The organism is Sphingomonas sp. GC_Shp_6, assembly GCF_026540835.1.
Classification (GTDB): domain Bacteria; phylum Pseudomonadota; class Alphaproteobacteria; order Sphingomonadales; family Sphingomonadaceae; genus Sphingomonas.
Genome location: NZ_JALNUO010000017.1, coordinates 41,704 through 68,442 on the forward strand (window position 1 = coordinate 41,704; position 26,739 = coordinate 68,442).

Annotated in this window: 29 protein-coding genes, 2 pseudogenes and 1 riboswitch; of the genes and pseudogenes, 8 read left to right on the forward strand and 23 right to left on the reverse strand. The window is 61.8% G+C overall.

Translation table 11 applies throughout. From position 1 onward, the window contains the following. Positions 1-14 precede the first annotated feature (14 nt). From OXQ95_RS15745 to OXQ95_RS15840, 20 genes are all read right to left on the reverse strand, one after another. Positions 15-380 carry a response regulator gene (locus OXQ95_RS15745; RefSeq protein WP_267382433.1) on the reverse strand — a complete coding sequence of 122 codons (366 nt, stop codon included), beginning with the start codon at positions 378-380 and terminating at the stop codon, positions 15-17. Between the two features lie 11 nt (positions 381-391). Then, positions 392-988: a chemotaxis protein CheD gene (locus OXQ95_RS15750; protein WP_267382434.1), complete on the reverse strand. Its 597-nt coding sequence runs from the start codon at positions 986-988 to the stop codon at positions 392-394. After that, positions 985-1,998: a chemotaxis response regulator protein-glutamate methylesterase gene (locus OXQ95_RS15755; RefSeq protein ID WP_267382461.1), complete on the reverse strand. Its 1,014-nt coding sequence runs from the start codon at positions 1,996-1,998 to the stop codon at positions 985-987. The genes OXQ95_RS15750 and OXQ95_RS15755 overlap by 4 nt, the downstream gene beginning before the upstream one ends. After that, positions 1,998-2,846 (reverse strand): protein-glutamate O-methyltransferase CheR, encoded by an 849-nt coding sequence (locus tag OXQ95_RS15760; RefSeq protein WP_267382435.1) that lies wholly within the window; start codon positions 2,844-2,846, stop codon positions 1,998-2,000. The genes OXQ95_RS15755 and OXQ95_RS15760 overlap by 1 nt, the downstream gene beginning before the upstream one ends. Next, positions 2,843-4,948 (reverse strand): chemotaxis protein CheA, encoded by a 2,106-nt coding sequence (locus tag OXQ95_RS15765; RefSeq protein WP_267382436.1) that lies wholly within the window; start codon positions 4,946-4,948, stop codon positions 2,843-2,845. The genes OXQ95_RS15760 and OXQ95_RS15765 overlap by 4 nt, the downstream gene beginning before the upstream one ends. Then, the gene (locus tag OXQ95_RS15770; protein WP_267382438.1) at positions 4,938-5,213 is read right to left on the reverse strand and encodes an STAS domain-containing protein; all 276 of its coding nucleotides are present in this window, start codon (positions 5,211-5,213) and stop codon (positions 4,938-4,940) included. Before OXQ95_RS15770 ends, OXQ95_RS15765 begins: the two co-directional genes overlap by 11 nt. Positions 5,214-5,276: 63 nt before the next feature. Then, complete coding sequence (locus OXQ95_RS15775; protein WP_267382439.1) at positions 5,277-6,701, reverse strand: methyl-accepting chemotaxis protein; 1,425 nt, start codon at positions 6,699-6,701, stop codon at positions 5,277-5,279. A gap of 840 nt (positions 6,702-7,541) precedes the next feature. After that, positions 7,542-8,006 carry a MucR family transcriptional regulator gene (locus OXQ95_RS15780; protein ID WP_267382462.1) on the reverse strand — a complete coding sequence of 155 codons (465 nt, stop codon included), beginning with the start codon at positions 8,004-8,006 and terminating at the stop codon, positions 7,542-7,544. A gap of 93 nt (positions 8,007-8,099) precedes the next feature. Next, positions 8,100-8,723, reverse strand: a complete 624-nt coding sequence (locus tag OXQ95_RS15785; RefSeq protein WP_267382440.1) for a recombinase family protein — start codon at positions 8,721-8,723, stop codon at positions 8,100-8,102. A 275-nt stretch (positions 8,724-8,998) separates the two neighbouring features. Then, positions 8,999-9,607, reverse strand: coding sequence for a hypothetical protein (locus OXQ95_RS15790; protein WP_267382441.1), 609 nt, complete (start codon positions 9,605-9,607; stop codon positions 8,999-9,001). 333 nt (positions 9,608-9,940) lie between these two features. Beyond that, positions 9,941-10,369: a hypothetical protein gene (locus OXQ95_RS15795; protein ID WP_267382442.1), complete on the reverse strand. Its 429-nt coding sequence runs from the start codon at positions 10,367-10,369 to the stop codon at positions 9,941-9,943. After that, positions 10,366-10,725 (reverse strand): DUF3618 domain-containing protein, encoded by a 360-nt coding sequence (locus tag OXQ95_RS15800; protein ID WP_267382443.1) that lies wholly within the window; start codon positions 10,723-10,725, stop codon positions 10,366-10,368. The genes OXQ95_RS15795 and OXQ95_RS15800 overlap by 4 nt, the downstream gene beginning before the upstream one ends. Beyond that, positions 10,725-11,117: a phage holin family protein gene (locus OXQ95_RS15805; protein WP_267382445.1), complete on the reverse strand. Its 393-nt coding sequence runs from the start codon at positions 11,115-11,117 to the stop codon at positions 10,725-10,727. Before OXQ95_RS15805 ends, OXQ95_RS15800 begins: the two co-directional genes overlap by 1 nt. After that, on the reverse strand, positions 11,107-11,610 hold the full coding sequence (locus OXQ95_RS15810) for a hypothetical protein (protein ID WP_267382446.1): 504 nt from the start codon (positions 11,608-11,610) through the stop codon (positions 11,107-11,109). Before OXQ95_RS15810 ends, OXQ95_RS15805 begins: the two co-directional genes overlap by 11 nt. Next, the gene (locus tag OXQ95_RS15815; protein ID WP_267382447.1) at positions 11,603-12,580 is read right to left on the reverse strand and encodes an aminoglycoside phosphotransferase family protein; all 978 of its coding nucleotides are present in this window, start codon (positions 12,578-12,580) and stop codon (positions 11,603-11,605) included. The genes OXQ95_RS15810 and OXQ95_RS15815 overlap by 8 nt, the downstream gene beginning before the upstream one ends. 90 nt (positions 12,581-12,670) lie before the next feature. Further along, complete coding sequence (locus OXQ95_RS15820) at positions 12,671-13,501, reverse strand: YsnF/AvaK domain-containing protein (RefSeq protein WP_267382448.1); 831 nt, start codon at positions 13,499-13,501, stop codon at positions 12,671-12,673. A gap of 30 nt (positions 13,502-13,531) precedes the next feature. After that, positions 13,532-14,182 (reverse strand): OmpA family protein, encoded by a 651-nt coding sequence (locus tag OXQ95_RS15825; RefSeq protein WP_267382449.1) that lies wholly within the window; start codon positions 14,180-14,182, stop codon positions 13,532-13,534. Next, complete coding sequence (locus tag OXQ95_RS15830; protein ID WP_267382451.1) at positions 14,175-14,585, reverse strand: YsnF/AvaK domain-containing protein; 411 nt, start codon at positions 14,583-14,585, stop codon at positions 14,175-14,177. The genes OXQ95_RS15825 and OXQ95_RS15830 overlap by 8 nt, the downstream gene beginning before the upstream one ends. A 198-nt stretch (positions 14,586-14,783) precedes the next feature. Further along, positions 14,784-15,095, reverse strand: coding sequence for a hypothetical protein (locus OXQ95_RS15835; protein WP_267382452.1), 312 nt, complete (start codon positions 15,093-15,095; stop codon positions 14,784-14,786). Between the two features lie 59 nt (positions 15,096-15,154). Further along, positions 15,155-15,892, reverse strand: coding sequence for a DUF892 family protein (locus tag OXQ95_RS15840; RefSeq protein WP_267382453.1), 738 nt, complete (start codon positions 15,890-15,892; stop codon positions 15,155-15,157). Here OXQ95_RS15840 and OXQ95_RS15845 point away from each other — a divergent pair. The 4 genes from OXQ95_RS15845 to pnuC all read left to right on the forward strand — a co-directional run bounded on the left by OXQ95_RS15845 (position 15,891) and on the right by pnuC (position 21,007). After that, positions 15,891-16,748: a DUF4239 domain-containing protein gene (locus OXQ95_RS15845; RefSeq protein ID WP_267382454.1), complete on the forward strand. Its 858-nt coding sequence runs from the start codon at positions 15,891-15,893 to the stop codon at positions 16,746-16,748. The two genes, OXQ95_RS15840 and OXQ95_RS15845, sit on opposite strands and share 2 nt — an antisense overlap. 57 nt (positions 16,749-16,805) lie before the next feature. Continuing rightward, positions 16,806-16,915, forward strand: a riboswitch (TPP riboswitch). Positions 16,916-17,055: 140 nt separating this feature from the next. Further along, a complete protein-coding gene (locus tag OXQ95_RS15850) occupies positions 17,056-19,290 on the forward strand; it encodes a TonB-dependent receptor (protein ID WP_267382463.1) in 2,235 nt (744 codons plus the stop codon). A gap of 44 nt (positions 19,291-19,334) precedes the next feature. Next, positions 19,335-20,429: a phosphotransferase gene (locus tag OXQ95_RS15855; RefSeq protein WP_267382464.1), complete on the forward strand. Its 1,095-nt coding sequence runs from the start codon at positions 19,335-19,337 to the stop codon at positions 20,427-20,429. After that, entirely contained in the window at positions 20,429-21,007 is a 579-nt protein-coding gene (gene pnuC, locus OXQ95_RS15860) for a nicotinamide riboside transporter PnuC (protein ID WP_267382455.1), read from the forward strand. Before OXQ95_RS15855 ends, pnuC begins: the two co-directional genes overlap by 1 nt. Positions 21,008-21,058: 51 nt before the next feature. On the opposite strand, the pseudogene OXQ95_RS15865 reads toward pnuC, so the two are convergent. After that, positions 21,059-21,532: pseudogene (locus tag OXQ95_RS15865) on the reverse strand (aquaporin); the annotation flags it as partial. Between the two features lie 116 nt (positions 21,533-21,648). Here OXQ95_RS15865 and OXQ95_RS15870 point away from each other — a divergent pair. The 4 genes from OXQ95_RS15870 (at position 21,649) to OXQ95_RS15885 (ending at position 24,430) form a co-directional block, all read left to right on the forward strand. Further along, positions 21,649-21,891: a hypothetical protein gene (locus OXQ95_RS15870; protein WP_267382466.1), complete on the forward strand. Its 243-nt coding sequence runs from the start codon at positions 21,649-21,651 to the stop codon at positions 21,889-21,891. A 160-nt stretch (positions 21,892-22,051) separates the two neighbouring features. Then, complete coding sequence (locus OXQ95_RS15875; protein WP_267382465.1) at positions 22,052-22,345, forward strand: response regulator; 294 nt, start codon at positions 22,052-22,054, stop codon at positions 22,343-22,345. Positions 22,346-22,449: 104 nt separating this feature from the next. Beyond that, positions 22,450-24,021 (forward strand): PAS domain S-box protein, encoded by a 1,572-nt coding sequence (locus OXQ95_RS15880; protein ID WP_267382456.1) that lies wholly within the window; start codon positions 22,450-22,452, stop codon positions 24,019-24,021. A gap of 40 nt (positions 24,022-24,061) precedes the next feature. Continuing rightward, entirely contained in the window at positions 24,062-24,430 is a 369-nt protein-coding gene (locus OXQ95_RS15885; protein ID WP_267382457.1) for a response regulator, read from the forward strand. A 167-nt stretch (positions 24,431-24,597) separates the two neighbouring features. Here OXQ95_RS15885 and OXQ95_RS15890 read toward each other — a convergent pair whose 3' ends face one another. Both OXQ95_RS15890 and OXQ95_RS15895 read right to left on the reverse strand, forming a co-directional pair. Further along, positions 24,598-25,170: a recombinase family protein gene (locus OXQ95_RS15890; RefSeq protein ID WP_267382458.1), complete on the reverse strand. Its 573-nt coding sequence runs from the start codon at positions 25,168-25,170 to the stop codon at positions 24,598-24,600. A gap of 181 nt (positions 25,171-25,351) precedes the next feature. Further along, positions 25,352-26,739, reverse strand: a pseudogene (locus OXQ95_RS15895) (hypothetical protein); the annotation flags it as partial.

Sequence of the window (26,739 nt, forward strand, 5' to 3'; positions counted from 1 at the left end):
ATCCTTCTCTGGGATTACAGCAGCACGCGGCGCACGGCAGCAGCTAGCTTGGGCGGATCGAACGGCTTGACGATCCAGCCAGTGGCGCCTGCCGAACGGGCGCGCTGCTTCTTCTCGTCTGAGAATTCGGTTGAAAGGACCAGGATGGGTACGTGGCGCCAACGTTCGGTTTTGCGCACTGCGGCGATGAGGCCGAAACCGTCCATCCGCGGCATGTTGATGTCCGTGATGACGAGATCAGGGGCGGCTTCGTCGATCCGCTCGAGTGCATCCACCCCGTCCTCAGCAGGGTTCACCGTATAGCCTTCACCTGTCAGGGCATGGTGCAGCAGGGCTCGCATACTCGGAGAATCGTCGACGGTAAGAATGGTTCTGGGCATGGAGCCTTCCTTCAGAAAAGATCGAGTTCGCCGCTGTTGGTTACGGCAGGCGTGGAAACATAACGGGGTGGAACGGCAACAGCAGCGTCGCGGACGACCTTGACCCGCGAACGTCCCTGGGCGGCCAGGAACTCAACCCGCCGTGCGGAACGGCCACCTAGATCCTGCACGAGCAACGGAATACCGTCCTGCTGGAGGAAGCGCACCGCGAACGCGGCATTGTCGGTCCCGATCGCGCGCATGCCGGCGTTGAGGTTGGCACCGCCGTAAAGATGCGCGCGCAGCCGGCTACGTCTGGCACCATGACGGAGCATGTCGTTGATGAGCAACTCCATCGCATGGACACCGTAACGATGCTGTGCGGCAGCATCGATGATCTGCCCTGGTTGAGGTTCGCCAAGGAGAAAGTGGTTGATTCCTCCCACCTTGGCTTCTGGATCGAACAGACAGGCGGCGATGCAGCTGCCTAAAACGGTGCTGAAGAGGACCTGCGGATCCGCCGACACGCCGCGTTCACCTTGAATAATACTAGTGCGACAAAATCCGTCGGCTCGAACGATGGGTGTACATCGTGGCGGCGTGGCAATGCGGGATCCGAACGCGTTCATGCTGCGACTTCCATCGCCGCAGCGGCAATTCGCTGAAGTGGCAACTGGCGTCCAACCGCACCGATCACGAACGCACTCTGCGGCATGCCGTAAACGACACTCGTTGCCTGATCCTGACCGATCGTGCGCGCGCCACTCTGCCGCATCGCCAGCAGGCCAGCCGCCCCATCGGCTCCCATTCCGGTCAAGAGGATCCCGACCGAGGTGAGCCCGAGCTTGGCGACCGAGCGGAACAGCACGTCCACCGAAGGACGGTGGCCGCTGACCTTGTCGCCCTCGAAGAGGCGGATGCGGGGAGCGTTAGCTCCCAGAATTTCCATGTGGTGGGTGCCACCAGGTGCCAGGTAGACATGGCCCCTTTTTAAAAGCGTGCCGCTGCGCGCTTCTGCTACGTTTGGTGGACAGGTTCGGTTCAGCCGCTCAGCAAAGCTGGGGGTGAACGTTGCCGGCATATGCTGAACGATAACGGTCGGCGGGCAGTCGGCTGCAAAGCCCCCTATTACCTCGAGCAGCGCTTCTACGCCTCCGGTCGAAGCGCCGACTGCAATCAGGTCGATGCCTTGACCGTTCAGGCCGGCTGAGGCTGCAGTGTGTGACACGCTATTCCGCGCTATGCGTCGGGGAGAACCGGCCGCGGCGTGAATGAGCCGCGCGAGCGAATCGTCGTCGCGGATCGCCGCGATTGATGTTGGTTTGGCGAAACAATCAAATGCGCCCGCTTCAAGCGCGCGGACCGTGGCGGCCGCGCCCCGAACCGTGAGTGACGACACGATCACGACCGGCATAGGCCGTAGCCTCATGATCTTCTCTAGGAACTCCAGCCCGTTCATCCCTGGCATTTCAATATCGAGAGTGACGACGTCGGGATTTAACTCTTTGATGAGCCGTCGCGCATGGACCGCGTCGATGGCTTCGCCGACGATCTCGATAGCGGGGTCGCGACCCAGCATTGCGCGCAGCATGCCTCGCATCGTCGCTGAATCGTCAACGACCAGTACTCGCACCGGCATCATGCGCGCTTCCGATAGATCGTCTGGCCAACGGGCTCAAAGGCGTCGACTGCCGGACCAGTCACGCGCTCGGAATGGCCGATATAGAGATGACCGCCAGGTCCGAGCAGTTCGGCAAAGCGTGCGATCAGCCGCTCTTTAGTAGGCTCGTCAAAATAGATCATGACGTTGCGGCAGAAAATCGCGTCGAACGTGCCCTGCATCGGCCACGGACCAAGCAGATTAAGCGGCCGGTAGCTGACGACACGTTTCAGCTCCGACGCCATCACCATTTCGTCGCCCTCAGTGCGCGTCCATGCGCGGCGGAAGCGTTCTGGCACGTCCTTAGCCATTTCAGCCGGATATCGCCCGGCTGCCGCGGTCGCGAGGACGTGTGGGGCAAGGTCGGTAGCGAGCATAGCCACGTCGCGCTGGATCAGCCGGGTTGCTGCGGCACGATTATCGCCGAGCAGCGTCATTGCCAACGAATAAGGCTCTTCCCCGCTTGAACTCGCCGACGACCAAAGTCGGACCGGCCGGCCTCTTTCGGCCTGCGCAAGCAGCGTGGGTCGAACGACGCGGTCGAAGTGATTAAAATGGTGATCCTCGCGGAAGAACTTGGTATGATTGGTAGTCAGCGCAAAGATCGCCTCGCGACGCGCTTTGGCATCGTTCTTCAACAACTCGACATAAGCGTCGAAGCCGGCCAGGCCCCGTCGCCGTACCAGTTTGGCAAGGCGCGAATAAACGAGCTGACGCTTGCCGTCGTTCAGCACGATGCCCGCGTGCGCGTGCGTCATCCGCGCGATGAATTCGAACTCGGCGTTGCCAAGCGCGAACTCGCTGACGTGTGCGGGCACGGCGCTCATGCCGCAAGTGCCCGGTTCGTTTCGCCGCGATGTCGCTGAACGAGCGTCTCGACATCGAGGATCAGCGCGACGCGGCCGTCGCCAAGGATTGTGGCGCCTGCCAATCCCGCGACCGGCGCATAATTCGCCTCAAGGCTTTTTACGACTACCTGACGCTGGTCTTGGATGCCGTCGACCATCAGGATCGCCTGACCGGCGTCGGTTTCGACGACTACCAACACCGCCTTGGTCGGCTCGGTGCCCGCCTCGGGCACATTCAGTAGTTGGCCTACCGGAAGGATTGGCAGGTATGCGCCGCGGACATCGAGAACTCCAGCGTCGGGGCCAAAGCCGCGGACGTCGCCATGCTGCGGCCGCAAGCTTTCGACTACATGGGTAAGGGGGATCACGTAGGTTTGCTCGCCCACGCTGACGACCATACCATCAAGGATGGCAAGCGTCAGCGGTAGCGTTAGCGTGAAGGTCGATCCCTTGCCAAACTTCGATGTGATGCCAATGCGCCCCCCCAAAGACTGCACGTTGCGGCGCACGACATCCATGCCCACGCCGCGTCCAGAAATGTTAGATACGCTCGCCGCAGTCGAGAACCCGGGTGCGAAAATCAGGTTTTCGATGTCCTCGTCGGACAAGCTGGCGTCTGCGGCGATGATCCCGCGTTCTATGGCCTTCGTGCGTACGCGGGGAAGATCAATGCCGCGACCGTCATCCGAAACCGAGATGACAATCCTGCCTGATCGGTGCTCGGCCGCTAAGCGCACCACGCCCTCCGCCGGCTTACCCGCAGCGACACGCTCATCGGGCATCTCCAGTCCATGATCGACCGCGTTTCGGATCATGTGGGTCAGCGGCTCGCCGATGCGCTCGACTACGGTCTTGTCGACTTCGGTCATCTCGCCTTCGACTTCCAACCTGACGCGTTTGCCGGTGCCAGCCTCCAGTTCGCGAATTATGCGCGGCACGCGGCTGAAGACGGATTTGACTGGTTGCGCTCGGATCGACATCGCGCTTTCCTGCAGCTCACGCGTCAAGTGATCGAGATCTGAGAGCTCGTCGATAGCGCCGATTCCGCGCACTGAAAGCTGCTGAGCCAACATCGCCTGGGTAATAACGAGCTCGCCGACCAAATTAACGAGCCGGTCGAGCTTCTCGAGTTCGACGCGTATTGTCACGGAATTCACCGGAGCTTTGCCGACGTCGTCAGCAGGCAATGGTGTAGGCGACAGCTCGGATGGTGGTCCAGGCGTGGCTGGTGCTAGTGCAGGCGCCGCCAATGTCGACTCGGCGGACGGTACGGAATCTGGCTCAGGCCCCAGCACTGAAGGGGGTTCGTGCGAGAGCGTAACTCGGTAGCTGTCCGCCACGAAGTCGAATACGGCTTCGATATCGTCGCGGGACACTGAACCCGGCACCTGCATCGTCCAGCCGATCCAGCATTCGTCGACCACTAGCGTCTCTAGTGACGGCAGAGCGCTAGTATCTAGCGAGACGACCGAGCCACCTAGCGTTTCGATCTCGCGAAGCAGCGGCAGCGGATCGGCACCATTGTGGAACGCGCCGCGGCCGGGGCAGATTTGGACCCACCAGGCCGCTTGTGTCGCAACAGGCGCCTCGATCGATGCGAGCAGCGAGTCGAGATCGAGATCCATCATCTCGCTGACATCGATCCTGGTGGAGTCGTCGGTAACCGGTACCGGCTCGGGTTCGTCGACTGCCGACCCGCCCGAGGCCATGGCCGCAGCCGCCTCCAACTGCGCGAGCACCGCCGCGTCGTTGGGCGCACCGCTCCCCGCTTGTGCGCTCGCGACATGGTCGCTCAGCACGTCGAACGCCGCGAACAGCAGAACGGTGAGATCAGGCGTCGACGTTAGCTCGCCGGTGCGCAGCAGGTCGAGCACGGTTTCCAGGTGATGCGCAAAGCCTTGGAGTGTCTCTAACCCGAACGCGCCAGCACCCCCCTTAATCGAATGAACCGCGCGAAAGATGGTGTTAATTGTCTCGGCTTCAGGTGCAGCATCGCGGATCTCGGCCAAATTGATTTCGATAGCGGCTAGCCCTTCCTCGCATTCTTGGAAGAAGATCGCTTGAATCTCATCAAATTGCATCGCAGGAACCGATGCCAATAATCTCATTTGCACCCGCGGTGTTGGCCGCAGTAATCAATGCGTTACTTGGATGCCTGATTTCGAACATCTTTCCGCCGGCCTGCGCGGTCGCTTGCGCGCTTAAAAGAAGCTGAAGACCAGGGATACCAATCCGCTCGACGGCCGCACCGTCAAGAACGACGGGCCCACTAGTCGAGCGCAACTTACCCGCCAATTGGATTACAGCAGGAAGATCGAACGTGCCAGGTAGAGGCAGCCGCGTCATGGCATTTCCTTTCTAGGCCCTGACCAGCAGGAAAATGGCTGGCCGATGAGCGCAGCCGTCCGCTCAGAACTTGGACCAATCGTCTTCATCCGGCTCGATCGCTAGCGCTAGTGCGCCACGCGTCTGAGGCCGTTTGGCTACAAGCTTCACCGCCGCTGCGCGGCGAGGAGCCTGGTCTACCTGCTCGCGATGCCCACTACCGTGAGCGCTATCAGAAAGACGAAAACCAGCGACGTGACGGGCCAATTCGTCGGCCTCGCCTGCCAGACTACGCGCAGCAGCGGTCGATTGCTCGACCATGGCCGCGTTCTGCTGGGTGACATTGTCCATCTCGCCGACTGCGATATTGACCTGCTGGAGACCCGATGCCTGTTGTTCGGCTGATGCGGCAATGGTGGAGACAAGTGCGCTTATCTCATTGATCCGAGTAACAATGCGCTCAAGCGATTTGCCCGTCTCGCCGACAAGCTCGACGCCATTTTCAACCTGCTGGGAACTTGCCAGGATCTTGGTTTTCACGTCCTTGGCTGCGTCCGCTGACCGCTGGGCGAGCGCGCGCACCTCGGAGGCGACCACCGCAAATCCTCGTCCCGCATCGCCAGCGCGCGCTGCTTCGACACCAGCGTTCAGCGCGAGCAGGTTAGTTTGAAAGGCAATTCCGTCGATAACGCTGATGATCTCCGAAATTTCCTGGCTCGACTTCTCGATCCCGCCCATAGCGGTAACCGCCTCGCGAACGACCCTGCCGCTGGTCTCGGCGTCGTTCTTGGCCTCGCCCACTACCGCGTTCACACGCGCTGCACCCTGGGCTGTTTCGCGCACGGTCGATGTGATCTCGTCCATCGACGCCGCGGTCTCCTCAAGACTCGCCGCTTGCTGCTCGGTGCGGTGCGATAGATCGTCGGATGCCGCGCTAATTTCCGATGAGGCGGTCCGGATACTGGACGTGGAGCGGTTCACCGCGCCCAAAGCATCGGAAAGCGCATCGACCGCGGCATTGTAATCGCGGCGCAACTGGTCGTATTCCGGTGGGAATACCTCGCTGATGTGACTGCCAAGATCGCCTTTTGCAAGCCGACTGAGCCCGCCTCCCAATGCCGATACGATGATTGTCTGAGCAGCGCGTGCGTCTGCGATATGCTGTGCGTTATCGCGGAAGGTCCCCATGGCTACTGTCAGCCTGCCTACGCAATCGCGATGGTCAGTGTGTTCAATGGGGCTGATCAGATCGCCGGCAGCCAGTCCTTCCATCCGAACGACTGTCGTCACATACGGGTCGCTGATGGCCTGCGCGCTCCACAACGTCGTCGCAATGGTAAGCAACACCATGACGACGCCGATGATTGTGTAGCGACCGGCTTGCTCGGGCGGGGTGATCGCCGCAAGATAGGTCGTAGCCATACCGCTGAGAGCGATGGTGGTGTAGATGCAGAGCAACACCTTAAACTTCGTTCGGATTGGCGCCGTTTTTGAGAACCAGCTGAACATCGACGAATCCCTTTTCGTAAGATCAGTGCCAGCGTGTTCCGTCGCTGGCCTTTGAGCGTGGGTATCGTCGAAATCACTAAAAAAACTGATAATGCTGCGTCAGAAATGGGGCAGAATGTCTTACTAATAGGAGTTAGCTAGCGTAGTAACCCATGTTTCTGGACGGCGTTGGCGCCTACTACGGTGGCTTTCTAGTTCGATGGTCAAACCGTATTGACTTATTAGTAAGTTGATTACCATCGACGACTTAGGCTTTCTCCAGCCTACCGATTAGCAGAGTGTAAATCATGCGCCACTCGATTTGTTATGAGCAGGAAAGGGTAAGTTACGTTCGAGGGCTTCGTCTCTCAAACGATGAACGAGATGCCGATCTAGATAGAGTCGTACACGATCTATCTCAGATGACCGACTGTCCTATCGCGATGGTGTCTTTGGTGGAGGGTAATCGCGTTTGGTTTAAAGCTGCCGTAGGCCTTAATGTCCAACAGGTTCGACGTTCAATTGCGTTCTGCTCGGACACAATTATGTCACCATGCGGGATAGAGGTTTTGGACGCTTCGTGTCACCGCCGGTATCGGAACAACCCTCTTGTCACAGGTGTGGCATCTCTACGCTTTTATAGCGGACTTCCGATTACCCCGCGCAATGGCTATCCCATTGGGGCTTTGTGCGTGCTCGATACAAAGCCACGGGGCCCGCTAAGTTCACGGCAAAGAATTCACATGCAGTCTCTTTGCAGGAACGTTGCCGCATTGATTGCTCACAAAACCGCAATCTGATCTCGACCGCCACTATAGGTGAGATGCGCCGGAAGGTTTTACTCTTCCGGCGCAAGTCTCGTCACTCGGCAGTTTCGGGCGTCTTGGGCTTGCGTGGCGGCTTTGCAGGCGCTGCATCCGGTGCATCGGCCTTGGGCTTGCGTCCCAGACCGATCTTCTTGGCCATCTGTCGGCGTGCTTCGCCATACGTAGGTGCAACCATGGGGTAATCGGCCTTGAGGCCGTACCGCTCACGGTACTCGGCAGGCGTCAGGCCGTTGGTGGAGAGGTGACGCTTGAGCGTCTTGTAGCTCTTGCCATCGATCATCGAGATGATGTGGTCAGGCGAGGCGAGTGACTTCCGCACCGAGACCGCGGCCGTGTATTCCTGAGGCGCGGGTTCGTCGGCAACAGGTTGATTCTGCCCGGAAAGCTGCTGCACGGTGGCGTGCATTTTGGCGAGAAAGGCCGGCACGTCATCGGCGTTGACCCGGTTATTTGCGTTTGAGAGCCATGCCGAGGTGAGATCGGCTGCCAGCATCACCATGTCGGCTTTGTTATCGTTTTCAGGCAATTGTCTTTTCCTTAAATCGCACCAGAGGCGATCGCTAATCTACATTGGGTTCATTTTGCTATCAATCTATAATTCATCGCTGCGCCGCTGTGAGCGCGCGATCTTCGCCAAAAGCGTGCGGCTGCATCCCGTTGCATCCATGACCTCGCGCCAGGTCCGCCCACCCTGCAACATCGTGGCGATCACGGCATTGCGCGCCTTGTTCTCCGGCCGACCTTTATAGAGCCCCGCTGCCTTGGCCTTTGCGGTGCCCTCTGCCTGCCGGCGACGTCGATCCTCGTAATCCTTGCGGGCAACGGCTGCGAGGACATCGAGCATCATACTGTTGATGGCTGCAAACATGCGGCCGGTAAAATCATCAGCGGGGGCAGCAAGGCTCCACGAGGTAGGAAGATCGAGTGCCACGATCCGCACCTGCTTGGCATCGATCACACTGCGAAGCCTCGTCCAGTCCGGCGATGTCAGACGCGACAGGCGATCGACCTGCTCGACCAGGAGCATGTCCCCAGGCTCGCAGTCCGCCAGCAGGCGGAACAGCTCAGGGCGCTCGAGTTTGGCGCCGCTTTCATTCTCGAGATAGCGGGCCGCGATCCGCAAGCCTTGCTCGGCAGCAAATGCATCCAGGACGCCGCGGGCACGGCCGGCGTCCTGTTCGGATGTGGAAGCACGAAGATAGGCGCGAACGAACATGATTGGTCTTCTTGACGTGGTACTTCCCGCGTTGGTCCTTTTTACGCCATCAATCCAGCGATAACGGACCGAGTTTTCCCCGGTCCGTTAAAGGCATACCTAAGAAGTACCGAGCGGCGAGCGCAGTGGCTGGCCTGCAATTCACTCAGGCGCAGGTAGTAGTTAAGATAGTTCGTCACAATGCAGCATAATCTACACCTACCAAGGTAGTGAGGAAATTGCGTGCCAGTCCCGCGTCGCCGAGTGGCATTGATCGGACGATAATGCGGATCTGATTAAGCCGGACCTGCTGCAACAAACTCACGGTAAGCACCTTCCGCAAGGTAGCCACGCATCTGAAAACGGTCTACCTTGAAGTTGGCAGTTGAGCACTTGGTCATTGCTCCTGTTAGAGGCCGGAAGGCCTCGATCTCAGCTCGCGTTTCGACCGATGTGCCCAGGATGGCTTTCACGCCCATCGAATTTTCGTGAGCAACGCACTGTCCGAAAAGCACAAGAGCGATAGCGGCCTGCTGCCCACCAGGCGCTCGGGACAAAATATCTTCCGCTGGTACATCGAAGGTGTACTTTTCTTCAGGTCGACGAAGCGCCTTTCGATCCGCTTTCAAGATAAACTCAGCTATCGTACCTCGCATGAGGTTCGCCCTGAATTTTAGCATACCGCTGGCCAGACAGCTGGACGTTGCGATGCGATTTGCCTGCCTATGTTCTTCATCACTTTCGGGAAGTGTAGCCAAAAGCCGGATCGCTTCTGATCGCTGTTTTCCGACGCACCGGCTAAAGCCGTCCAAAGTCTTGATTGCCTCGGTGCTACGGCGAGGCAGTGTCGCCTGAGCACCTGGTTCCATCGAGCAGATGATAAGAACGGGAATGAGACTTCGCATTGATGCTCCTAGAGGTGCTTTGTTGCTAGATGTAGCAGAGTCTGCTCATCCTTGCTCCTCCATTCCAGACGGTACTGCGCATCGGCATAAACCAACTACGGCAAATGAGTTTGTGTCGCACCCTTGAGATGGTTGGTAAATACGAGATGCCCTAACACGTTACCCATAATCGGTGCCGTGGAAGGCAAAGGTTGCAAGAGTACCTAGCGCGGACATGCTCGTAGTTAGTCAAGTCCTAGCTTGTAAACGCGCACGGTATGTCGCGGCATTCTGATTGCGCTATTTGTCGTCAGCCGGCGCGGCCTTCCCGCCTTACGGAAAATGGGATCGATACTAAGCCTTCGTATCGGCTTCAGACTGCACTGTCTCCGTCGTGGCGGCCAGATGCGTCTCCGTGCTGTCGCGACCGGCCTGCAGCGTCTCATGTGCCACCTGCCGGATGTCCTTCGCCAACGCACCGCTCTTCACGTCGGCGAAGAGTTCGCCGACTGGCTTGGCCCCGCTCAGCCCATGTGCGTCCGCACTGCCCTTCGCCGCGGCAAACGTTTCTCCCACGACTTGCCCTCCGTGATCGATCACGTCCTGCGCCAAGTCGCGGCCAGCGACGCGCAGTTTGGTGGCAACGGAGCCCAGCGCCTCTTCTTCCTTGCGCAACGTCGGGATCAGCGCACCAGCGATGATCCCGACCAACGCCGCCGCAGCGCCAAGCGCGAACGGATTGCTTGTGACGGACGAGATCGTGCTGCGGTTCGAACGGGTCATGAAGCGACTTCCTGTGCTGGGAGAGATGGCCGGTTCGTCGAACGAGTTGTTCGCCTCCGGCTGAACGTCGAGGCGCTGGTACGGGTGTGCCGGCTTTGCGATGCAACTTCCGTTTTGCCGGCCATCAACCATGCAATAGCGAGCCCCGCGATCCCGGCGGGGACCGGATTGGCTTTGACCCGCCCGATCACGTCGTCGGTGAAGTCGCCGCCCTGACCGCCTCGGAAGCGGACAAAAGCGTCGTCGACCATCTGTCGTGGCGTGAGATGGTGCCGAAGCTCGTTCAGACGGATGCGTATCCGCTCGCGTGTGCGCGCCAAATCGGCTTCGATCCGGTCGATCTCCGACGTGTCCATCAGCCTCGGTCCTTGATCATGTGGACGTCACGCTGAACGTTGGCGATCATCCGCTCGGGCTTGATCGCCTTGAGCGACAGCTTGGACACGCCAATCCAGCTGACGGTTCCGCCGACGGCGACGATAACGATGCCGACGATCAGCAACGATGCCCAGGCTGGTAGCCAATAGGCGAGGACCGCAGCACCGCCTTCCAACAGGACGACCAGACCTGCGAACGCCACCAGCGCACCGCCGACGATCAGGACGGCGGCGATGACGAGACCGCGCAGCTTCTGGTCGACCTCGGCGCGGGCAAGCGCGATTTCACCCTTCACCAGATGCTTAACGTCCCCGGCAAAGGCGCCTAGGATGTCGCTCAACGGGTGGCGCATGGCTTGATCAGTTGCCATGCCCTACCTCCGGGAGCGACGGCAGATCCCCTCGCGACAGATCGGCCGCAACAAGCTTGCCGATCCGTGCCAAAGCGAGCCCGCCAGCGAGGCAGATGCCCGCGAACAACGCCGGCCTCCGTTGCGCGAGCGATCCGACTTGACGGGAGAGCGATCCGAGATCGTTGTCGCGCAACGACGCGGCGAGCGACTGCAACTCGCTTGCCCCGCGTTCGATCGCGTCCGCGATCCACTCCTGCTGCCCAGCGAAAGGCTCGCCGGCCTTGTGAACCGACTGCGCCAATTCGTCGATGCGATCCGCGACGCCGTCCTTCTGGGTCGAGGCGACGGTGATGACCTTGTCCTTGACCTGATCGAGCAACGACGATGCCCGCTGCTTCGCCTGTCCAGCCGTCGCAATGGGATCTTGTTTCACGTCCATCGCTGCGGCCTTATACCGCGCTGCCAGTTCGCGCTCGGGCAAGTCGTTCTCGTGTGTGGTCGGTTCAGCCATCATACTCTCCTGTGATTGGGTCGGCGCGCAGCGAAGCGGCGATCAGTTCGATCACTTTCGTGCCATGCTGCTGAATGGTGCGGTCCGAGGCGCCATCGACGATACTCTCATATAGGCGGTCAATCTCGTAGCGGACGAAGTGACGGTGTGATCGGGCAAACAGCGTAGGATCGGTGTCAGCATCGGCACAGCACTTAACCGCATAGGCAGCGGCCGGCGCGCCATACGTCCAGAATCCAAGCAGATCGTGCGCGGGATCGCCCAGCGCGACGTCGCTGAAATCAATGATGCCGGCCAGCCGATCCGTCGTCTCGTCAATCAGCAAATGATCGCAGACGAGATCGCCATGGAGCACGATGTCGCGCGGCGCCCGGTCGATGCGGTAGCGATCGAGGAACGCGGCGATCGGCATGGCCAACACGGGCAGCCGATTTGCGAGCAACAGCAGTCGTTCGTTAGCGATCCGATCGGCGAATTGGCCGGAGGACCACATCCGAGGCCATCGGTCGATCGGCATGACGAGGTGCGGTTCGAGCGCGTGAAGCAGCTTCAGCATCACCAGCGTATCGGCCAGAACCGTCCGTCCAGCATCGATCGACAGCGCCGAGAAGCGTGCGGGGGTCAGCTGAACCCCCGGGATCAATGGATAGCCTGCGAACCCGCCGTCGGGGTCCACCAGGTCATAGGCGGGAATGGCGACCCGCGCCTGTCCCCGCAGGCACTCCAGCACGCTAATCTCGAGCCCAAGCCCATGCTTGCCGGGCCGCGGAAATCGAAAGGCTCGGTTCTCGTCAACGATAAGCAGCAGGTGATCGCCACCGCTTTGTTCAAGCCGGAGAGTCGAACACGTCTGCGATGGAAACGCAGCACGGACGCGGTTCCACAGGTTTTGCTCAAGGCCGAATCGGCGCTCACGCATGGTCACGTCGATTGTAGTCCGGGTGCCAGAGGAAGCAGGATCAAGATACAACGTCTGCTCCTTCCTCGACTAAGTCGCTTGCTCGAGTGGGTGGCGACAAGGTCGTGCGGGCAAAACGCCCGCACGACTCCACGTCTTCGCTCAGCGCTTGTAGGTCGGATCGACCGAAGTGCCCTTGTCCTCGTCGATCTCGACGTCGGTGCGACGCACCGTGTCGTTGATCTCCTCGACGTGCTCGCCAGCAGTCTTGGAAATCACGACCTCCTCGACGACGCGCGCGGTCTTGCCGACCACCGCTTCCTCGCCGGTCGCGGTCATGTCGATCGTCCGCTCGCGGAATGCATCGTCGGCGTCCGTCATCGGCCGATCAACCGCGCGGCGCTGCACGTTGATCTTCTCGTCGCGCAGACGGACCTGCTCGTGGACCGCCGTTTCAGTGACGTAGGAGCGAACGCGGGCACCGCCGCGATCAACCTCGCGCTTACCGACGACTAGCTGCTCCTCGATGATCGGTACGACCTCCTCGCCGGCCGCATTAGTCTCCGTCTTCATGGGTGCCGCCGTGGTGCCATAAGCAGCGGCACCGACTGTCGGAGCGGCACCAGGAGCATAGTCCCAACCCGACTGGCGCCACTGATTGGAGCGCTCGTCGATGTCGACCGTGTCGGCCTCCTCCAGCACCTTCACCGCGTCGTCGATATGCTCCTCGCCGACGTCGGCGGTCAGCAGGAAGCCGCCGCGACGGACACCCTCCTCGTAGGTGTGGCGATCCTCATCGGGAAGAAGCGCGTTCTTGACCGATGCCCACATGCCCATGTCGGTGTGGGTCGAGTGCTTGTCGGCGCTGTAGCCCTGCGTCGACTGGTCATGGATGCAGATGTGGCCGGCATCAACGTTGGAGGCCTTCAGACGGGCTTCGGCAGCCTCGGCATCAGCACGTTTATCGAACAACGCGGTGATCGTACGGGTCATGGGTATTCTCCTGGGGGTAGAAGGGGGAAACTACTTGGCGGTGACCACCAGCTCGGTGCGGCGGTTCTGAGCCTGCCCGTTCGCGGTCTGGTTGCTCGCGACCGGGTTGCTGTTGCCGCCGCTGGCAGTGGTGATCCGGCTGGCGGCGATGCCGCCATCGGTCAGCGCCTTACCAACCAATGCTGCGCGGTCGGCGCCGAGCTTAATGTTCGCAGCATCAGTGCCGCGGGCATCAGCGTATCCGACCAGGCGAACAGTCGACTTCGGATAGGCAGCGAGGATCTGGGTCAGAGCAGCCAATGTCGGCTGGTCGTCGGCCCTGATCTGCGTAGAGGCAGTGTCAAAGTTCAGCTTGTCGAACGTGAAGGTCCGCGGCGCAGGTGCATTACTCGCGAGGAAGCGTTGCAGGTCGTAGTTCAGCGTCTGCGGCTGAAGATCGACCGTCTTGCCGCCTGGCAGCGCCATATGCTTGATACCGACCGGAGGCGTTGTCGTCGCCGTGCTGGTGGGTGCAGGCGCGGGGGTCACTACCGCGTCGTCATTACGGTTGCACCGGCTGAGCGCCAGCAGCGCCGCCAGGATACCCAGGATCAACGCGATCCAGGCCAGCCAGTTGGTCTTTTTCTTCTCGATGTGGATCTCGCGAGGCGGAGCGCCGCGCGTGTCATTTGGATCAGCCATTGGTCGTGTTCCCTGTTGTTGATGGTTCCGAGGGCCGCTCGACCGTCGCGCGCACAGCGCGTAACGTGACGGGAATTGTGACGCGCTCCTGCGTCTTCTCCCGCGTGACATGGATTTCCTCGACGACGAACAGCCGCTTCTCGACCACCAGCCGCTCCTCGATTAGCGAGATGATCGTGGTGTCGCCCTCCTCGCGCGGTGGCGGCGCAACGGTGACCGGCTGGTCTAGCCGTACGCGCTTGATCTTCAGGGCCTCGCGATCAACGACGTCCTCGACCAAGACATCGGTCTCTTCGACCAACGTCCGAACGCGAACAGCGTCAGTCTGCACCACGACCTTGTCGACGGTGACAGACTCTTCGACGGTAGGGATGATCTGCGTGAGATCGTCGGGTTCTGGCACGTCTGAGCCGATCGTGGCTGCGAGACCACCGGGCGTGGCTTACTCGCGATCTGGCTCAAAACCTCACGCCGCCCGTGCGACACCGGCCGATCGGGCAGGTTGTTGCGCTAACGGAGTTAGTAAACTTTGGTTCCGCTTGTGTTCAAATAAAGGCGGATAGTTGCATCGTTGCCGTTCCAAGGCAAGGATGTGGCCACGTCAGGCTACCTCGGACACGTCCGTCGCCTCGAACTCGGCGAAGGCGGAACGCACTTTGCTCGCGGTCGCCTCGTCCGGCGTGTCGACCATTACGACGATCGTATCATGCAGCGGAGTATCGGTGCGAGCCTCCGGGCTGGGACCACCGGCCTTACCGTCCGAACCCGCCTGTTCCTGGCCAACGCTGTTCTCGATGCCGGCGGCGGCAATGAAGATCGCTGCCCGATCCAGGCCGAACTCCTGCACCAGCCGTTCGACGGTCATCTCCGCTTCGCGGCGTGTGTCGAAGGTAGCGCTCAACATGATGCTCATACTGGCTTTGCGATCTCGAAAAGGACGGGTGCCCGCCGCGCGGCGGGCACCCGTGTGAATCAGGCGTTTTCGGCTTGCAGGTTGACCGACGTCTCGGCGAGCTTGGTCATATACTCGTCGCCGCCGTAGATCTCCTTGGTCGCCTCGGCGAGCTTCTTCGCGTCGTCCTTGAGGCCGAGCGCCTTGGCATAGGCGGCCGCCGTGCCGAACCCGGCGATACCGTAGTGGGTCATGCGCTGATACTGGGCGATAATCAGGACATCGAGCACCGGCCCCTTCTTCGGCCCTTCCTCCAGCACGTGCTTCGTCGCTTCGGCAACGAGGCCTTCCATGCCCTTGCAATGCTCCTTCGAGACCTTTTCGTCCTGCGCGGCGATCAACTCCTTCAGAACGGCGGTGTGCTTCGCGATCCCCTCCTGCGAGGAGGTCAGCATCTCCTTGAGCTTGGCGTCACTCGCCTTGCTCGTGATCTTCTTGAGCACCTTCGTCATCTGGTCATTGGCGGACCACAGGTCCTTCATCTCGTCAACGTACACGTCCTTCAGATCCTCGGGGGTCGACATCGGCAGGCTCCTTATCCGCCATAGCTGGTTGCCTGGCTTGTTGGCGGAGCGCCCGGATGAAGCGCGGGTTCCGTCTTCACAGACAAATGCCATCCCGCATGCGAGGGCTCGCGGTAGCGGCGACCGCTTACGCGGCTCGCGAATAATCTTGCTTGGTTGATACACGCAGTCGCGGCACGTTATCGCGACCGGCGCACGCACCGGTCCGGCTACGGTGGCGGAAAGGATTACCATGACGCTCTATTGGCTCTACGACCTGCCGAGCTGGCTGTTCGCCACCATCGTCATTGCGTTCTTCGTCGTCTTCGGGGTCGGCGGATTGCATCTCACGCGTGGCTGGGTGAGGCAGATCCACAAGGTCGACCACTCGCACAATGACATCGTCGGCTACTTCCTGGCCGCGCTGACGGTATTCTACGGCATCACGCTCGGGCTCGTGGCAATAGGCACATGGGAGACGTTCTCGGCGGTCGGCGACAAGGTGGATGGCGAGGCCGCGGTCGTGGCGAGTCTATATCGCGATGTCGGCTCGTACCGGGAACCCGTGCGAAGCGAACTTCGGCACGACCTGTCGGGCTATCTGGCGAACGTCATCACCGTGAGCTGGCCGCTGCAGCAGCAGGGAATCGTGCCAACCGAGTCCGGCAGATACGTCAACGCGTTCCAGGATCACCTCATGGCCTACGCTCCCGCGGCTCCGAACGAGCAGATCCTTCAAGGCGAAGTGTTCAAGCAGCTGAACGTCCTGATCGAGACCCGGCGGGCGCGGCTCAACGCCGTCGACCGCGGCCTTCCGGCGCCGATTTGGGCGCTGGTGGTGATCGGTGGCCTGCTCTGCATCACAACGACATGGTTCTTTCACACGGCGAGCTACCGGATGCACTTGTGGATGACGGTTCAGATGTGCGCGCTGCTCGGATTGCTGGTCTTCATGGTCGGCATCCTCGACAATCCGTTCCGGGGCCGGGTGAGCGTCGGCAGCGGTCCGCTCGAACTCGTACGCGCGCAACTTGTCGAAGCCCCGGTAGCCAACAACGTTCGCATCCCGTCGAGGCCGGCGGCATCCCGCCCGGCCGTAACGCCGAACTAACATCCGAAAGACGCCCTAATCTAACTACTTCCCGCATCGTCTCCCTCGACCTAAAAGGCGGTATCCCCGGGGAGCCGCTGACGCGCGACTGAGAGGTGGGCGGCAGCCCACGACCCGCTGAACCTGATCCGGTTGAACCCGGCGTAGGGAGGGTCGACGGCAGGTCCGTTGTCTCTCCGCATGGAGTGGACACGAAACGATGATCAGGCCGGCTTTCCATCACCACCGATCCGCCGCGCCGGTGCGACGCCTGGGCCTGCCGGCGCTCGCGGCGGGATTGCCGGCCGTCTTCTTCGCATCGCCAGCGATGGCGGCGGGCCAGCAGGTCGCCACCGCTTCCGCCGACCCGGCGGAGGTCGAGGTCGTCGGCCGTCGCGATCCCGAAGCGCTGCTGCCCGAGCAGACGGCCCCGAAGGCGGTCAGCGCGATCTCGTTCGAGTTCATCGACAAGCAGGCGCCGACGCTCAACGCGTTCCAGCTCGTCGCGCTGCTGCCGGGGGCGAACGTGGCGTCGAGCGATCCCTATGGCCTGTCGACCAGTTCCAGCCTCACGCTACGCGGGCTCGGCCAGGACGAAATCGGCGTGCTGCTGGAAGGAGCGCCGCAGAACGACATCGGCTATTACTACGCCTATCCCTCGCAATTCACTGATGCCGAAAACCTGCGCCGGATCACGCTGGCACAAGGCGCGGTCGACATCGATTCCCCCGTGGTGAGCAGCGCGGGCGGGCTGCTGTCGCTCATCCTCGACGATCCCAAGGGGACGCGCGGCGCACTCGTCGACCTGTCGCGGGGCAGCTATGCGGAGCGGCGGTCCTTCGTGCGGCTCGACAGCGGCACGATCGGATCGACCGGGCTTCGGGCTTTTCTCTCCTATTCGAACAACCGCGCGGACAATTGGCGCGGCGCCGGCTACGACCTACGCCAGCACGTCGACGCCAAGCTGCTGGAAGAATGGGGTGCCGGCAACCGCGCAAGCATCGCGGTGTCGTTCAACGACACCGACACGTCGAGCTATCTCAGCCCGACGCTGGCGCAATGGAACGCTGTGGGCCGCGGCTTCAACTACGACAAGCGCTACACCGACGGGGACACCAACTACTGGCGGCTGTATCGTAGCCCGTTCCGCAACGTCTACGTCTCGGTGCCGGTACATCTGGCGCTGGGCGACCGGCTGGCGCTTGACAGCACGACCTACGGCCAGTTCGGCTATGGCAACTCGCCCTACGGGACGCAGCTGTCGACGACGGGCAATTACCTCGGCGCGGAGCCGCTCGCGCTGCCGATCGCGCTTCCCGGCGCGGTGGACGGGACGGCGACGGTGCTGGGCAACTTCACCGGCGACCAGTTTCGCGCCGGCGACGTCGCCAAGCTCACGCTCACCGCAGGCGCGCACCGGATCACCGCCGGGCTGTGGTTCGATTACGGGACCGACCACGACGTCCAGTCCTATACCTCGATCGCCGCCGACGGGCACCCGATCGACCAATGGGGCTATGCGGCCAACGCGATCCACACCGCCGACGGCCGGCTGCTCGCTTACGAGGACGAGCGGACGGTGACCGTCACCAAGGGGTTCTTCGTCGCCGACGCGATCGCGGTGACGCCGCGCCTCACGCTTGATGTCGGCTTCAAGGGAGTCGACGTGCTGCACGACGGGCGCAACTACCTGCCCGGGCCACAGGCGCGCGTGCGGTTCGACGGCTTCGCCGCGCTGCCCCGCGCCGCCGTCCACTACCGGCTGGGCGATCGCCAGCAGCTCTTCGCCAACGTGACGACCAGTTTCCGCGCGCCGGATGAATACACGCTCTACGACGGCTATGACGGCGGCGTGGTGGGCCGGCAGGGGACCACCACGCTCCGGAACGAATATTCCGTCTCCGAGGAGGTGGGCTATCGCTACGTCGGTCCGGTCGTGTCGGCGTCGCTGACCGCGTTCCACTATCACTTCCGCAACCGTCAGCTCGCGACGGTGGTCGAAGTCGGCGGCGCGCTCGTCAATTCGACGATCAACGCGGGGCGACAGACGTCCGCGGGGGTCGACGGCGAGATCGACTATCGACCGGCGAAGGGTCTCAGCCTCTACGCCTCGGGCGAATATTTGCACGCGCGGCTGGACGACGACCTGCCGGCCGACGGCGACCTGCTGCCGACGCGCGGGCGGCGTGCGGTGTCGAGTCCCGCGGTGCAGTTCGGGCTGGGCAGCACCTATGACGGCGGCCGCCTGTTCGGCAGCTTGGCAGGCAAATACATCGGCCGCCAATATTCGACGTTCACCAACGACGAGAGCATCGCGGGCTATGCGACAATCGACCTATCGATCGGCGTCCATCTCGTCGGGCTGATCGACGCGCACCGCACCGACCTGCGCCTCAACGTCGTCAACGCGGCCAACCCGCACGTGCTGTCAGGCGTCGAGGCGATCGGCACCAACGCGCAGGACACCGTCGCGCGCGGCGGCACGATTATCCCCGGATCGCCGCCTGCCTATTTCGTCGGCAGCGGCCGCGCGGTCGTGGCGACGCTCTCGCGCGCGTTCTGACGGTGGTGGTCGCGACGCCGGACGGGGCACACCGCGTGCACGGCATTGGCACCGGGCTGGTGGCGCCGGCATGGCCCGCGATCACGGCGGCTGAGGCTGAAGCGATCCTTGCCTGTTATCCGGTGGCCGGGCGGCTCGTCGCCTTGCGCTGGCACTCGCCGCGCCCGTTCTCGGCGGCGACGCTGGTGGAAACCGGCGGAGGCGCGTTCTTCCTCAAGCGGCATCATCGGCGATTGCGCACGCTCTACGCGCTCGCGCCGGAACATGCGTTCGTCGCCCACCTCGCCGGTGCGGGGCTGTCGGTGCCGGAGATCATCGTCACGGACAACGGCGCCACCGCGATCGCGCTGGGCGACTGGACCTACGAGCTACATCGCAAAGCGCCCGGCCTGGACCTCTATCGCGATCGGCCGTCGTGGACGCCGTTCCTCGCGCATGGTCATGCCCAGGCGGCGGGTGCGGCGCTCGCCCGGCTGCACGTCGCGGCCCGGGGGTTCGACGCGCCCGACCGCGATCCCCAGCCGCTCGTCGCCAGCCTCACGATCCTGACCGCGCCCGATCCGCTCGCCGCGGCACAGGACTATGTCGCCGCCCGCCCGGCGCTCGCGGCGTTCCTGGCGGACAGGCCGTGGCGGGGCGAGCTGGCCGCGCTGCTCGCGGCGAATGCGGACGGGCTTGGCGAACGGCTAGCGGCCCACCCGTCGCTATGGACCCACAACGACTGGCATCCGTCCAATCTCCTGTGGACGCCCGCGGGCGACGTCCGCACCATCTTCGATTTCGGTCTCGCCACGCGCACGTGCGCGCTCCACGACCTCGCGACCGCGATCGAGCGCACCGCGATCGAGTGGCTGGGCCTCGGGGAACGGGACGATCTTGCCAATGCCGGCGCCGCACGCGCGACCCTCGACGGGTATCGCATCATACGGCCGCTCAGCGCCGCCGACCTCGCGACGCTCGTCCAGCTGCTGCCGCTCGTCCACATCGAGTTCGCGCTGTCGGAGATCGACTATTTCGCTGGCATCGTCGGCCGTCCCGATCAGGCGGCGGCTGCGTGGGACGATTATCTGATTGGCCACGCACAGTGGTTCCGTTCGCGGCCCGGACGCGCGTTCCTCGACCAGCTGGCGGAGGATTGATGTCGGGGCTGGAGATAATTGCCGTCGCCGTCAGCTTCCTGGCGATCTGGCTGACGGCCAGGCGATCGATGCTATGTTGGCCGCTCAACCTGCTGGCCTGCGCGCTGTATTTCAAGCTGTTCCGCGACGTCCGCCTCTATGCCGACATGGCGCTGCAGGCGGCGTTCGGCGTCAGCATACTCTACGGATGGGTCAGCTGGAGCCGGAACAAGTCCGATGCCGGAGCGATCGTCGTCGCGCCGGTGCCCACACGACAGTTAAGCCTCGGTCTCGCGGCCGGTGCCATCGGCGGCATCGTGATCGGATTTTTCACCAGCCGCTACACCGATGCGGCGCTCCCCTGGATCGATGCCACGTTGAGCAGCTTCAGCCTCGTCGCCCAATACTGGGCCGCGAGGCGACACGCCGCCAACTGGCTTCTGTGGGTCGTGGTAGACACGATCTATGTTGGCATGTTCCTCTTCAAGGGCCTGGCGTTGACGGCCGGGCTCTATGCCGCGTTCGCGGTGCTCGCGAGCCTCGGATACCGACGCTGGCAAGCGACGCGGATCCTTCCGAACGAACGGACGCCAGCGTGACCACCCACGTCCCGCCGGCCTGAAGCGGGACGTGGAGTGATCGTGGCGAATTCACGCGTCTTTCCGGTCCGCTACCAGTTCCGAAGTCACGGCTTCGACCGCCGCCAACCGCTGCTCCTGTTCGGTCGGCAGCGCCTGGGTGGCGCGGCGCACCGACAACTGTGCTGAAGGGTCAATCGGGCGGATGATGGCATAGACGCCGGCCGCGACCGCGCCGCCGATCAGCGGCGCGACGATGAATAGCCACAGCTGCCCGATCGCCGCCGGCCCTGCGAACAGCGCCGGCCCGATGCTGCGCGCCGGGTTCACCGACGTGTTAGTGACAGGGATCGAGACGAGGTGGATCAGCGTCAGGCAAAGCCCTATCGCGATGCCCGCGAACCCGACCGGCGCGGCGAAGTCAGTCGAGCCGAGGATCGTCAGCACCAGCAGCGCGGTGAGCATGACCTCGATGAGGAACGCCGAGGTCATGCCGTAACCGTCGGGCGAACGTGCACCGTAGCCGTTGCTGGCGAACCCGCTCGCCGCCGCGTCACGCAGCTCTACCGTGCCGGTGTCACCACCCTCGAGACTATTAAAGAACTCGTGCTTACGGCAGCGGTGATGAGGTGACTCACTGCTGCATAGCCAAAAGGGGCATGATGGGTCACCAAGTCGCGCAAGGCGCGCTGTTCTACGCCTTTCGGCTTGATGATCATCTACCCGCTGACCACCTGCTCAAGCGTATCGATGGCCTTCTCGACTTCGGCTTCGTTCGGGAGACGTTGGCAGCCAGCTACAGCTCAGCTCCTCGCCGCCGCGCCAAACACCTCAATCGCAATGCCGCAGAGGATGGAGACGCGGTCGCCGAGGTTCTCGCCGTCTCCTTCGCAAAGCGGCCATGACCTGAAAGATGCCCACTTACATCTCGCTCATGCGTTAGCGGCGAAAATCGTTCGGCCCCGAAAAGCGTCCTAGCACGTTGACATAGATCACACTGGAGTTCGTCCAATCTGTCACGTGCTTATCATCGAAGATGACCCATTCGTAGTCATGCATCTGTCAATGCTGGCAGAAGATGCGGGCGCTACGTCGATCGGCACAGCCGACACCGAGGCTGAAGCTGTAATAGCGGCTCAGGATCAACGACCGGACGTGATCCTGTCCGACGTTGGTTTGATAGAAGGAACTGGGCCCAATGCGGTTGCACGCATCTACACCGATTGCGGCCACATACCTGTCATATTTGTTACGGGTACCCCCGACGAGTGCGAGCCATGCCACTATGCCGCCGCGATCCTGGGCAAGCCCGTGAATGATCGGGCGCTGATCGCGGCCTTCGCCAAGGTAGCCCCATAGCCGCGTGTAGATGCAGCCTTGCACCCGCATGCCAAGTTCTGCGGCGTCCTCCTACCTGCTTTTCCTTCTAGCGCGCCGATCCCGCTCTGCTATTCCCATGCGGCATGTCACAACATACAAAGCCGACCTACGAGGAGCTAGAAGCCAGACTGGCTCAGGCAACTAAGCATCTGCGCCAAGCAAATTTCGAGGCGCAAAGCACGAAGGAGGCGAGCGATACACGCTCCGCTATGCAGCGTAGCAGCCGCTTTCGCGAGGTAAGCGAAGCCCATTCTTCCGCCACTGATCTCGCGCAACGCGAAGCGCTACATCGCGCGATCCTTGATAGTTCAACCGAATACGCGATCATCTCGCTTGATTGTAGCGGGATTGTGACGAGCTGGAACGAGGGCGCCGTTCAGACGATGGGCTGGACTGAGGATGAGATGCTGGGAAGACCGGCTCATGTTTTCTTTACGCCTGAGCAGATCGAGGACCGCATTCCAGAGCTGGAAATGAGCCAGGCAATCGAGACCGGCCGCGGCGAGGACGAGCGCTACCATCTCCATAAGGATGGCTCGCGTTTCTGGGCAAACGGCTTGATGATGCCGCTTGAAGCCGATGGGGAGCACATCGGCTTTGTCAAAATTCTGCGTGATCGGAGCATCCAACACCGCGCAGAAGAAGACTTGAAGAGGGTGGCGGCGGAGCTGGCGTTTGATCGCGCTACGCTCCGCGCCGTATTTGAAAACGCCCCGGTCGGACTTTCGCTTGCAGCAGCACCGACGGGGGAGTCCATTCTAATTAACGAGCAGATGCGTCGGCTGAGTAAGCGTGACTTCTCGGCTGGTGGCATGGACCGCTATCTTGGCGCGGGTGCCATCCATGAGGACGGCGCTCCGTACGCTCTGGACGACTATCCTCAGGTGCAGGCAATCCGACACGGGATAGACACGCATGCGGCACCATTTCTGATTGAGCGGCCAGACGGTACCCGACTTAGGACCGAGATCAGTTCCGTGCCGCTGCTTGATGCGCAAGGCAGCATTACGGGTGCAGTCAGTGTCGTGGTCGATGTTCACGAGCGTGAGCAGGCGATCGAGCAGCAGGAAATTCTGACCGGCGAGCTGGCACACCGCATGAAGAACACCATGGCTATGGTACAGGCGATCGTGCATCAGACCCTGCGATCAGCTTCCACACTTGATGAAGCGCGCGAAAGCGTGACTGAACGGTTCGAAGCCTTGGCCCGCGCACAGGACCTGATCACCGCCAGCAATTGGCAGGCATCCGATCTTGGCGGGGTGGTGAAGACCGCTCTGGCATCGGTCAACGACGGCGAGTGTATCGCCATCAACGGCGAGCCGAGTAAGGTCGGCGCAAGAGCCGCGCTATCGCTGACGCTGGTACTGCACGAACTGGCGACCAACGCCGTTAAATACGGTGCATTGTCAGTTCCTGAAGGACGCGTGATGATCGATTGGCATCGGCAGGATTGTGGCGGTACCGAGCGTCTTGTGTTTACTTGGTCAGAGCAGGGCGGTCCTCCGGTGCAGGCTCCTACCCGGAAAGGTTTCGGAACCCGCCTGATCGACAGCATGGGGCGATCGTTCGGCGGTCGCAGCGAGTTGCGTTATTCGCCAGAGGGCGTGTGCTGGCTGGTCGAGGCAGATCCGGCACGGCTCCTAATCCTTTGAATTGGTGGAACACCCGCTGCGCTCAAACTTTGGACCGTCCATGCCTGATCGCACCAACACCGTCGTACTCGTCGTTGAGGATGAGCCGTTGATTCTCATGAACGCGATGCAGACGTTTGAGGACGCCGGCTTCGAGGTGGTTGACGCCTATGACGCCGAACACGCTCTCATCCGGCTGACCGAACGACCCGACATCAACGCCATGTTCACTGACGTCAATATGCCGGGCCGCTTCGATGGGGTGGAGCTTGCTCGGATGGTTCATGAACATAGGCCCGATGTCGTTATCATCGTTACTTCGGGGGCTGTGGCCGTGCAGCGCGACGATCTGCCAGAGCGTGGGGAATTTATCCCGAAGCCATATCGTGCCGAGCGGGTGGTCGACCTGATTGACAAACTACTCGCCTAACCGGAGCGTAGCGACTTTAGCTTGTTACATCTGCCTTGCAAAGGGTAGCGTGCAGCAGTTGTCGTCTAGAACATCAGCCTCGTCGCACATATACTAAGTTTCACGACAGTGGCTCCGGCACCTGTGTTCCTGTAGAGATCAGCGCTAATTGGCACGGTCTGTCAGAGCTATTTGTCACCCGCCGCGCCTTTCCCGCCCTTCGGGAAATGGCGGTAGAAGGTTGAAACCGAAACGCCGATCGCCTCCGCTACGTCCTGCGGCCGATCGCCGGCAGCGAGCAGCTTGACCGCCATATCGCGCTTGCGGGGTGTCAGGACGGATTTGCGACCACCACCGCCACCTGTCTTCCGGCGCGCGGCCAGTCCTGCCATCGTGCGTTCCCGGATCAACTCGCGCTCCATTTCGGCGATCGACCCGAGGATATGGAAGAGCAGACGGCCAGTGTGCGTCCCGGTGTCGATCCCATCTGTGAGTGAGCGTAGTTCGATCCCGCGCGCCGTCAGATCAGCAGACAGATCGACCAGCCCCTTCATTGTTCGGCCGAGGCGATCGAGTTTCCATATGACTAGCGTGTCGCCTTTGCGGGCTTTGCCAAGAGCTTCCGTCAAGCCCGGTCGGTCGATGCTGGCACCGCTCGCCTTATCGGTCGCGATATGCTCGCACCCGGCCGCGTTGAGGGCGTCCATCTGCAACGCCAAATCCTGATCCGGGGTCGATACCCGTGCATAGCCGATAAGCATGACAAGGCCTTCTCATAACTCCATCCAAAATGCGAGCAGTGAGAAAACAGTTTTGGGAACGGGTTTTGAGAAAAGCAAGAATGATGGTTTGCCGCGATTGTCCGGTTGCCCGGCAAGCTCGGCCCTCTTTCCCAACAAACCCTCCCAATCGGGAAAGCTGCGGACGATGTAGGTAGATCGATCAGAAAAGCTTTCGCAAGGAAACCGTAGCTGTCCGTCCCAGCTGATCGACGATGTCACTCTGCAAGCGATTAGGCACCAGGCCATTACCGTCGCGCGGGCGTTGACGCGCGTCCAACAAGTTCGCGATCTCTAGCTTCAGTTGCAGTTTTTTTGCCCAAGTCCGGCCGGGGAGTAGGCCTTCCAGAGGCATGTACGCGGAGCACGCGAGCACGAGCTCAGCGTTGTAGCGCAAGTCGGACGCGGGAGTGTCGCCACGGATGCGGCGTGCGCCACCATAGAAAATGCCGAGCGTTCCCCCGTACCCGCCGGTGTTGACGCCCCCATAGGCATAGCCGGAATAGCGCGGATCATAGCCGCCGATCGTATCGCCGGCGATCAGGTCGAGCGACGGCGTGCCTGGACGCAGGCGCAGACGGTTTTCGAGCGTTACGATCGGCGTGGCACCGACATAGTAGCTGGGTCGCGTGTCGGTCGGTGCGGGTGAGCCCGCCGCGGCGGCAGTCGGCGGGCTGCCGATCCGGCCGCTTGAGGTCAGCGAAAACTGTAGTTTGCGTTGGCGCTGGAAGTCGAAATTGATTGGCCGATAGGAGAGGGAGAGGAGGTTTCCGTTGGTGCCGTGCACGTACAGGTCAGGCACCACCGCCTCGCCGCGAGCGTTCAGGTATGCGAGCACCCCGGTCTGGTTTCTTACCTCGGTGAAGTTGTAAGATGGGCTGATGCGGAGCTGGCTCTTGCCGAACGGCTTCCAGGTCAGAGACACCGAGCGGACGAGCCGGTGTTCAGGTTGCAGGTCCGGATTGCCGCCCAGCAGCAACGTAACAATCTGCGTGCTGCCGCTGCCGTAATCGAACACCGGCACGTTCGGCACCGCTCGCGGCGGGCTCGACAATTGGATGGGATCGGGCGCAGTCTCGCTCCGGCGCATGTTATAAAGCAGCTGGACCCCCGGAACGGGAGTCCAAGTTAATCCTAGCGTCGTATCGGCGAGCGTACCGAAAGTCTCGACATGGCGAATGTTCCCGGATGCATTGACCGAAACGTCGCCAAGCAGCGGTAGAACGCCTTGCGAACGCGAGGTGAGCGGCAGGTTCACCGCGACGCCGGCCTCCGTCTGCGTCCTGCCCAAATGGTAATCGGAAGGCTCGGCACCGCGCAACGAGGATATGGCTAAAATTCGAGCCGCTTCCAGCGTGACCGTGACCGTCACCCGGCCGGCCGGGAGGGCGATCGGGTCGTTGGTCGTCACCGTTTTGGCGTCGAGGGTATGGGTGCGTTGCCGGGTACGGTCGATCAGCCGGTCGGTGAGCAACGTGGCACTCAGGGGAACGAAGGGACTCGCGCCTGCGGTGATCGCCGCATTGGCGGCTGAGAGATCAATGGCCTGGT

Bases quoted from the DNA above. Each gene is read 5' to 3' on its own strand.
- OXQ95_RS15760 (WP_267382435.1), bottom strand. From the start codon at position 2,846: ATGAGCGCCGTGCCCGCACACGTCAGCGAGTTCGCGCTTGGCAACGCC.
- OXQ95_RS15810 (WP_267382446.1), bottom strand. From the start codon at position 11,610: ATGGCTGAACCGACCACACACGAGAACGACTTGCCCGAGCGCGAACTG.
- OXQ95_RS15890 (WP_267382458.1), bottom strand. From the start codon at position 25,170: ATGCTTATCGGCTATGCACGGGTATCGACCCCGGATCAGGATTTGGCG.
- OXQ95_RS15885 (WP_267382457.1), top strand. From the start codon at position 24,062: ATGCCTGATCGCACCAACACCGTCGTACTCGTCGTTGAGGATGAGCCG.
- OXQ95_RS15780 (WP_267382462.1), bottom strand. From the start codon at position 8,006: ATGGTGATGCTGGCAGCCGATCTCACCTCGGCATGGCTCTCAAACGCA.
- OXQ95_RS15880 (WP_267382456.1), top strand. From the start codon at position 22,450: ATGTCACAACATACAAAGCCGACCTACGAGGAGCTAGAAGCCAGACTG.
- OXQ95_RS15835 (WP_267382452.1), bottom strand. From the start codon at position 15,095: ATGAGCATCATGTTGAGCGCTACCTTCGACACACGCCGCGAAGCGGAG.
- pnuC (WP_267382455.1), top strand. From the start codon at position 20,429: ATGTCGGGGCTGGAGATAATTGCCGTCGCCGTCAGCTTCCTGGCGATC.
- OXQ95_RS15795 (WP_267382442.1), bottom strand. From the start codon at position 10,369: ATGACCCGTTCGAACCGCAGCACGATCTCGTCCGTCACAAGCAATCCG.
- OXQ95_RS15820 (WP_267382448.1), bottom strand. From the start codon at position 13,501: ATGACCCGTACGATCACCGCGTTGTTCGATAAACGTGCTGATGCCGAG.
- OXQ95_RS15775 (WP_267382439.1), bottom strand. From the start codon at position 6,701: ATGTTCAGCTGGTTCTCAAAAACGGCGCCAATCCGAACGAAGTTTAAG.
- OXQ95_RS15875 (WP_267382465.1), top strand. From the start codon at position 22,052: ATGCTGGCAGAAGATGCGGGCGCTACGTCGATCGGCACAGCCGACACC.
- OXQ95_RS15790 (WP_267382441.1), bottom strand. From the start codon at position 9,607: ATGCGAAGTCTCATTCCCGTTCTTATCATCTGCTCGATGGAACCAGGT.
- OXQ95_RS15765 (WP_267382436.1), bottom strand. From the start codon at position 4,948: ATGCAATTTGATGAGATTCAAGCGATCTTCTTCCAAGAATGCGAGGAA.
- OXQ95_RS15840 (WP_267382453.1), bottom strand. From the start codon at position 15,892: ATGGTAATCCTTTCCGCCACCGTAGCCGGACCGGTGCGTGCGCCGGTC.
- OXQ95_RS15845 (WP_267382454.1), top strand. From the start codon at position 15,891: ATGACGCTCTATTGGCTCTACGACCTGCCGAGCTGGCTGTTCGCCACC.
- OXQ95_RS15785 (WP_267382440.1), bottom strand. From the start codon at position 8,723: ATGTTCGTTCGCGCCTATCTTCGTGCTTCCACATCCGAACAGGACGCC.
- OXQ95_RS15770 (WP_267382438.1), bottom strand. From the start codon at position 5,213: ATGACGCGGCTGCCTCTACCTGGCACGTTCGATCTTCCTGCTGTAATC.
- OXQ95_RS15870 (WP_267382466.1), top strand. From the start codon at position 21,649: ATGGGTCACCAAGTCGCGCAAGGCGCGCTGTTCTACGCCTTTCGGCTT.
- OXQ95_RS15850 (WP_267382463.1), top strand. From the start codon at position 17,056: ATGGCGGCGGGCCAGCAGGTCGCCACCGCTTCCGCCGACCCGGCGGAG.
- OXQ95_RS15745 (WP_267382433.1), bottom strand. From the start codon at position 380: ATGCCCAGAACCATTCTTACCGTCGACGATTCTCCGAGTATGCGAGCC.
- OXQ95_RS15755 (WP_267382461.1), bottom strand. From the start codon at position 1,998: ATGCCGGTGCGAGTACTGGTCGTTGACGATTCAGCGACGATGCGAGGC.
- OXQ95_RS15805 (WP_267382445.1), bottom strand. From the start codon at position 11,117: ATGGCAACTGATCAAGCCATGCGCCACCCGTTGAGCGACATCCTAGGC.
- OXQ95_RS15750 (WP_267382434.1), bottom strand. From the start codon at position 988: ATGAACGCGTTCGGATCCCGCATTGCCACGCCGCCACGATGTACACCC.
- OXQ95_RS15825 (WP_267382449.1), bottom strand. From the start codon at position 14,182: ATGGCTGATCCAAATGACACGCGCGGCGCTCCGCCTCGCGAGATCCAC.
- OXQ95_RS15800 (WP_267382443.1), bottom strand. From the start codon at position 10,725: ATGGACACGTCGGAGATCGACCGGATCGAAGCCGATTTGGCGCGCACA.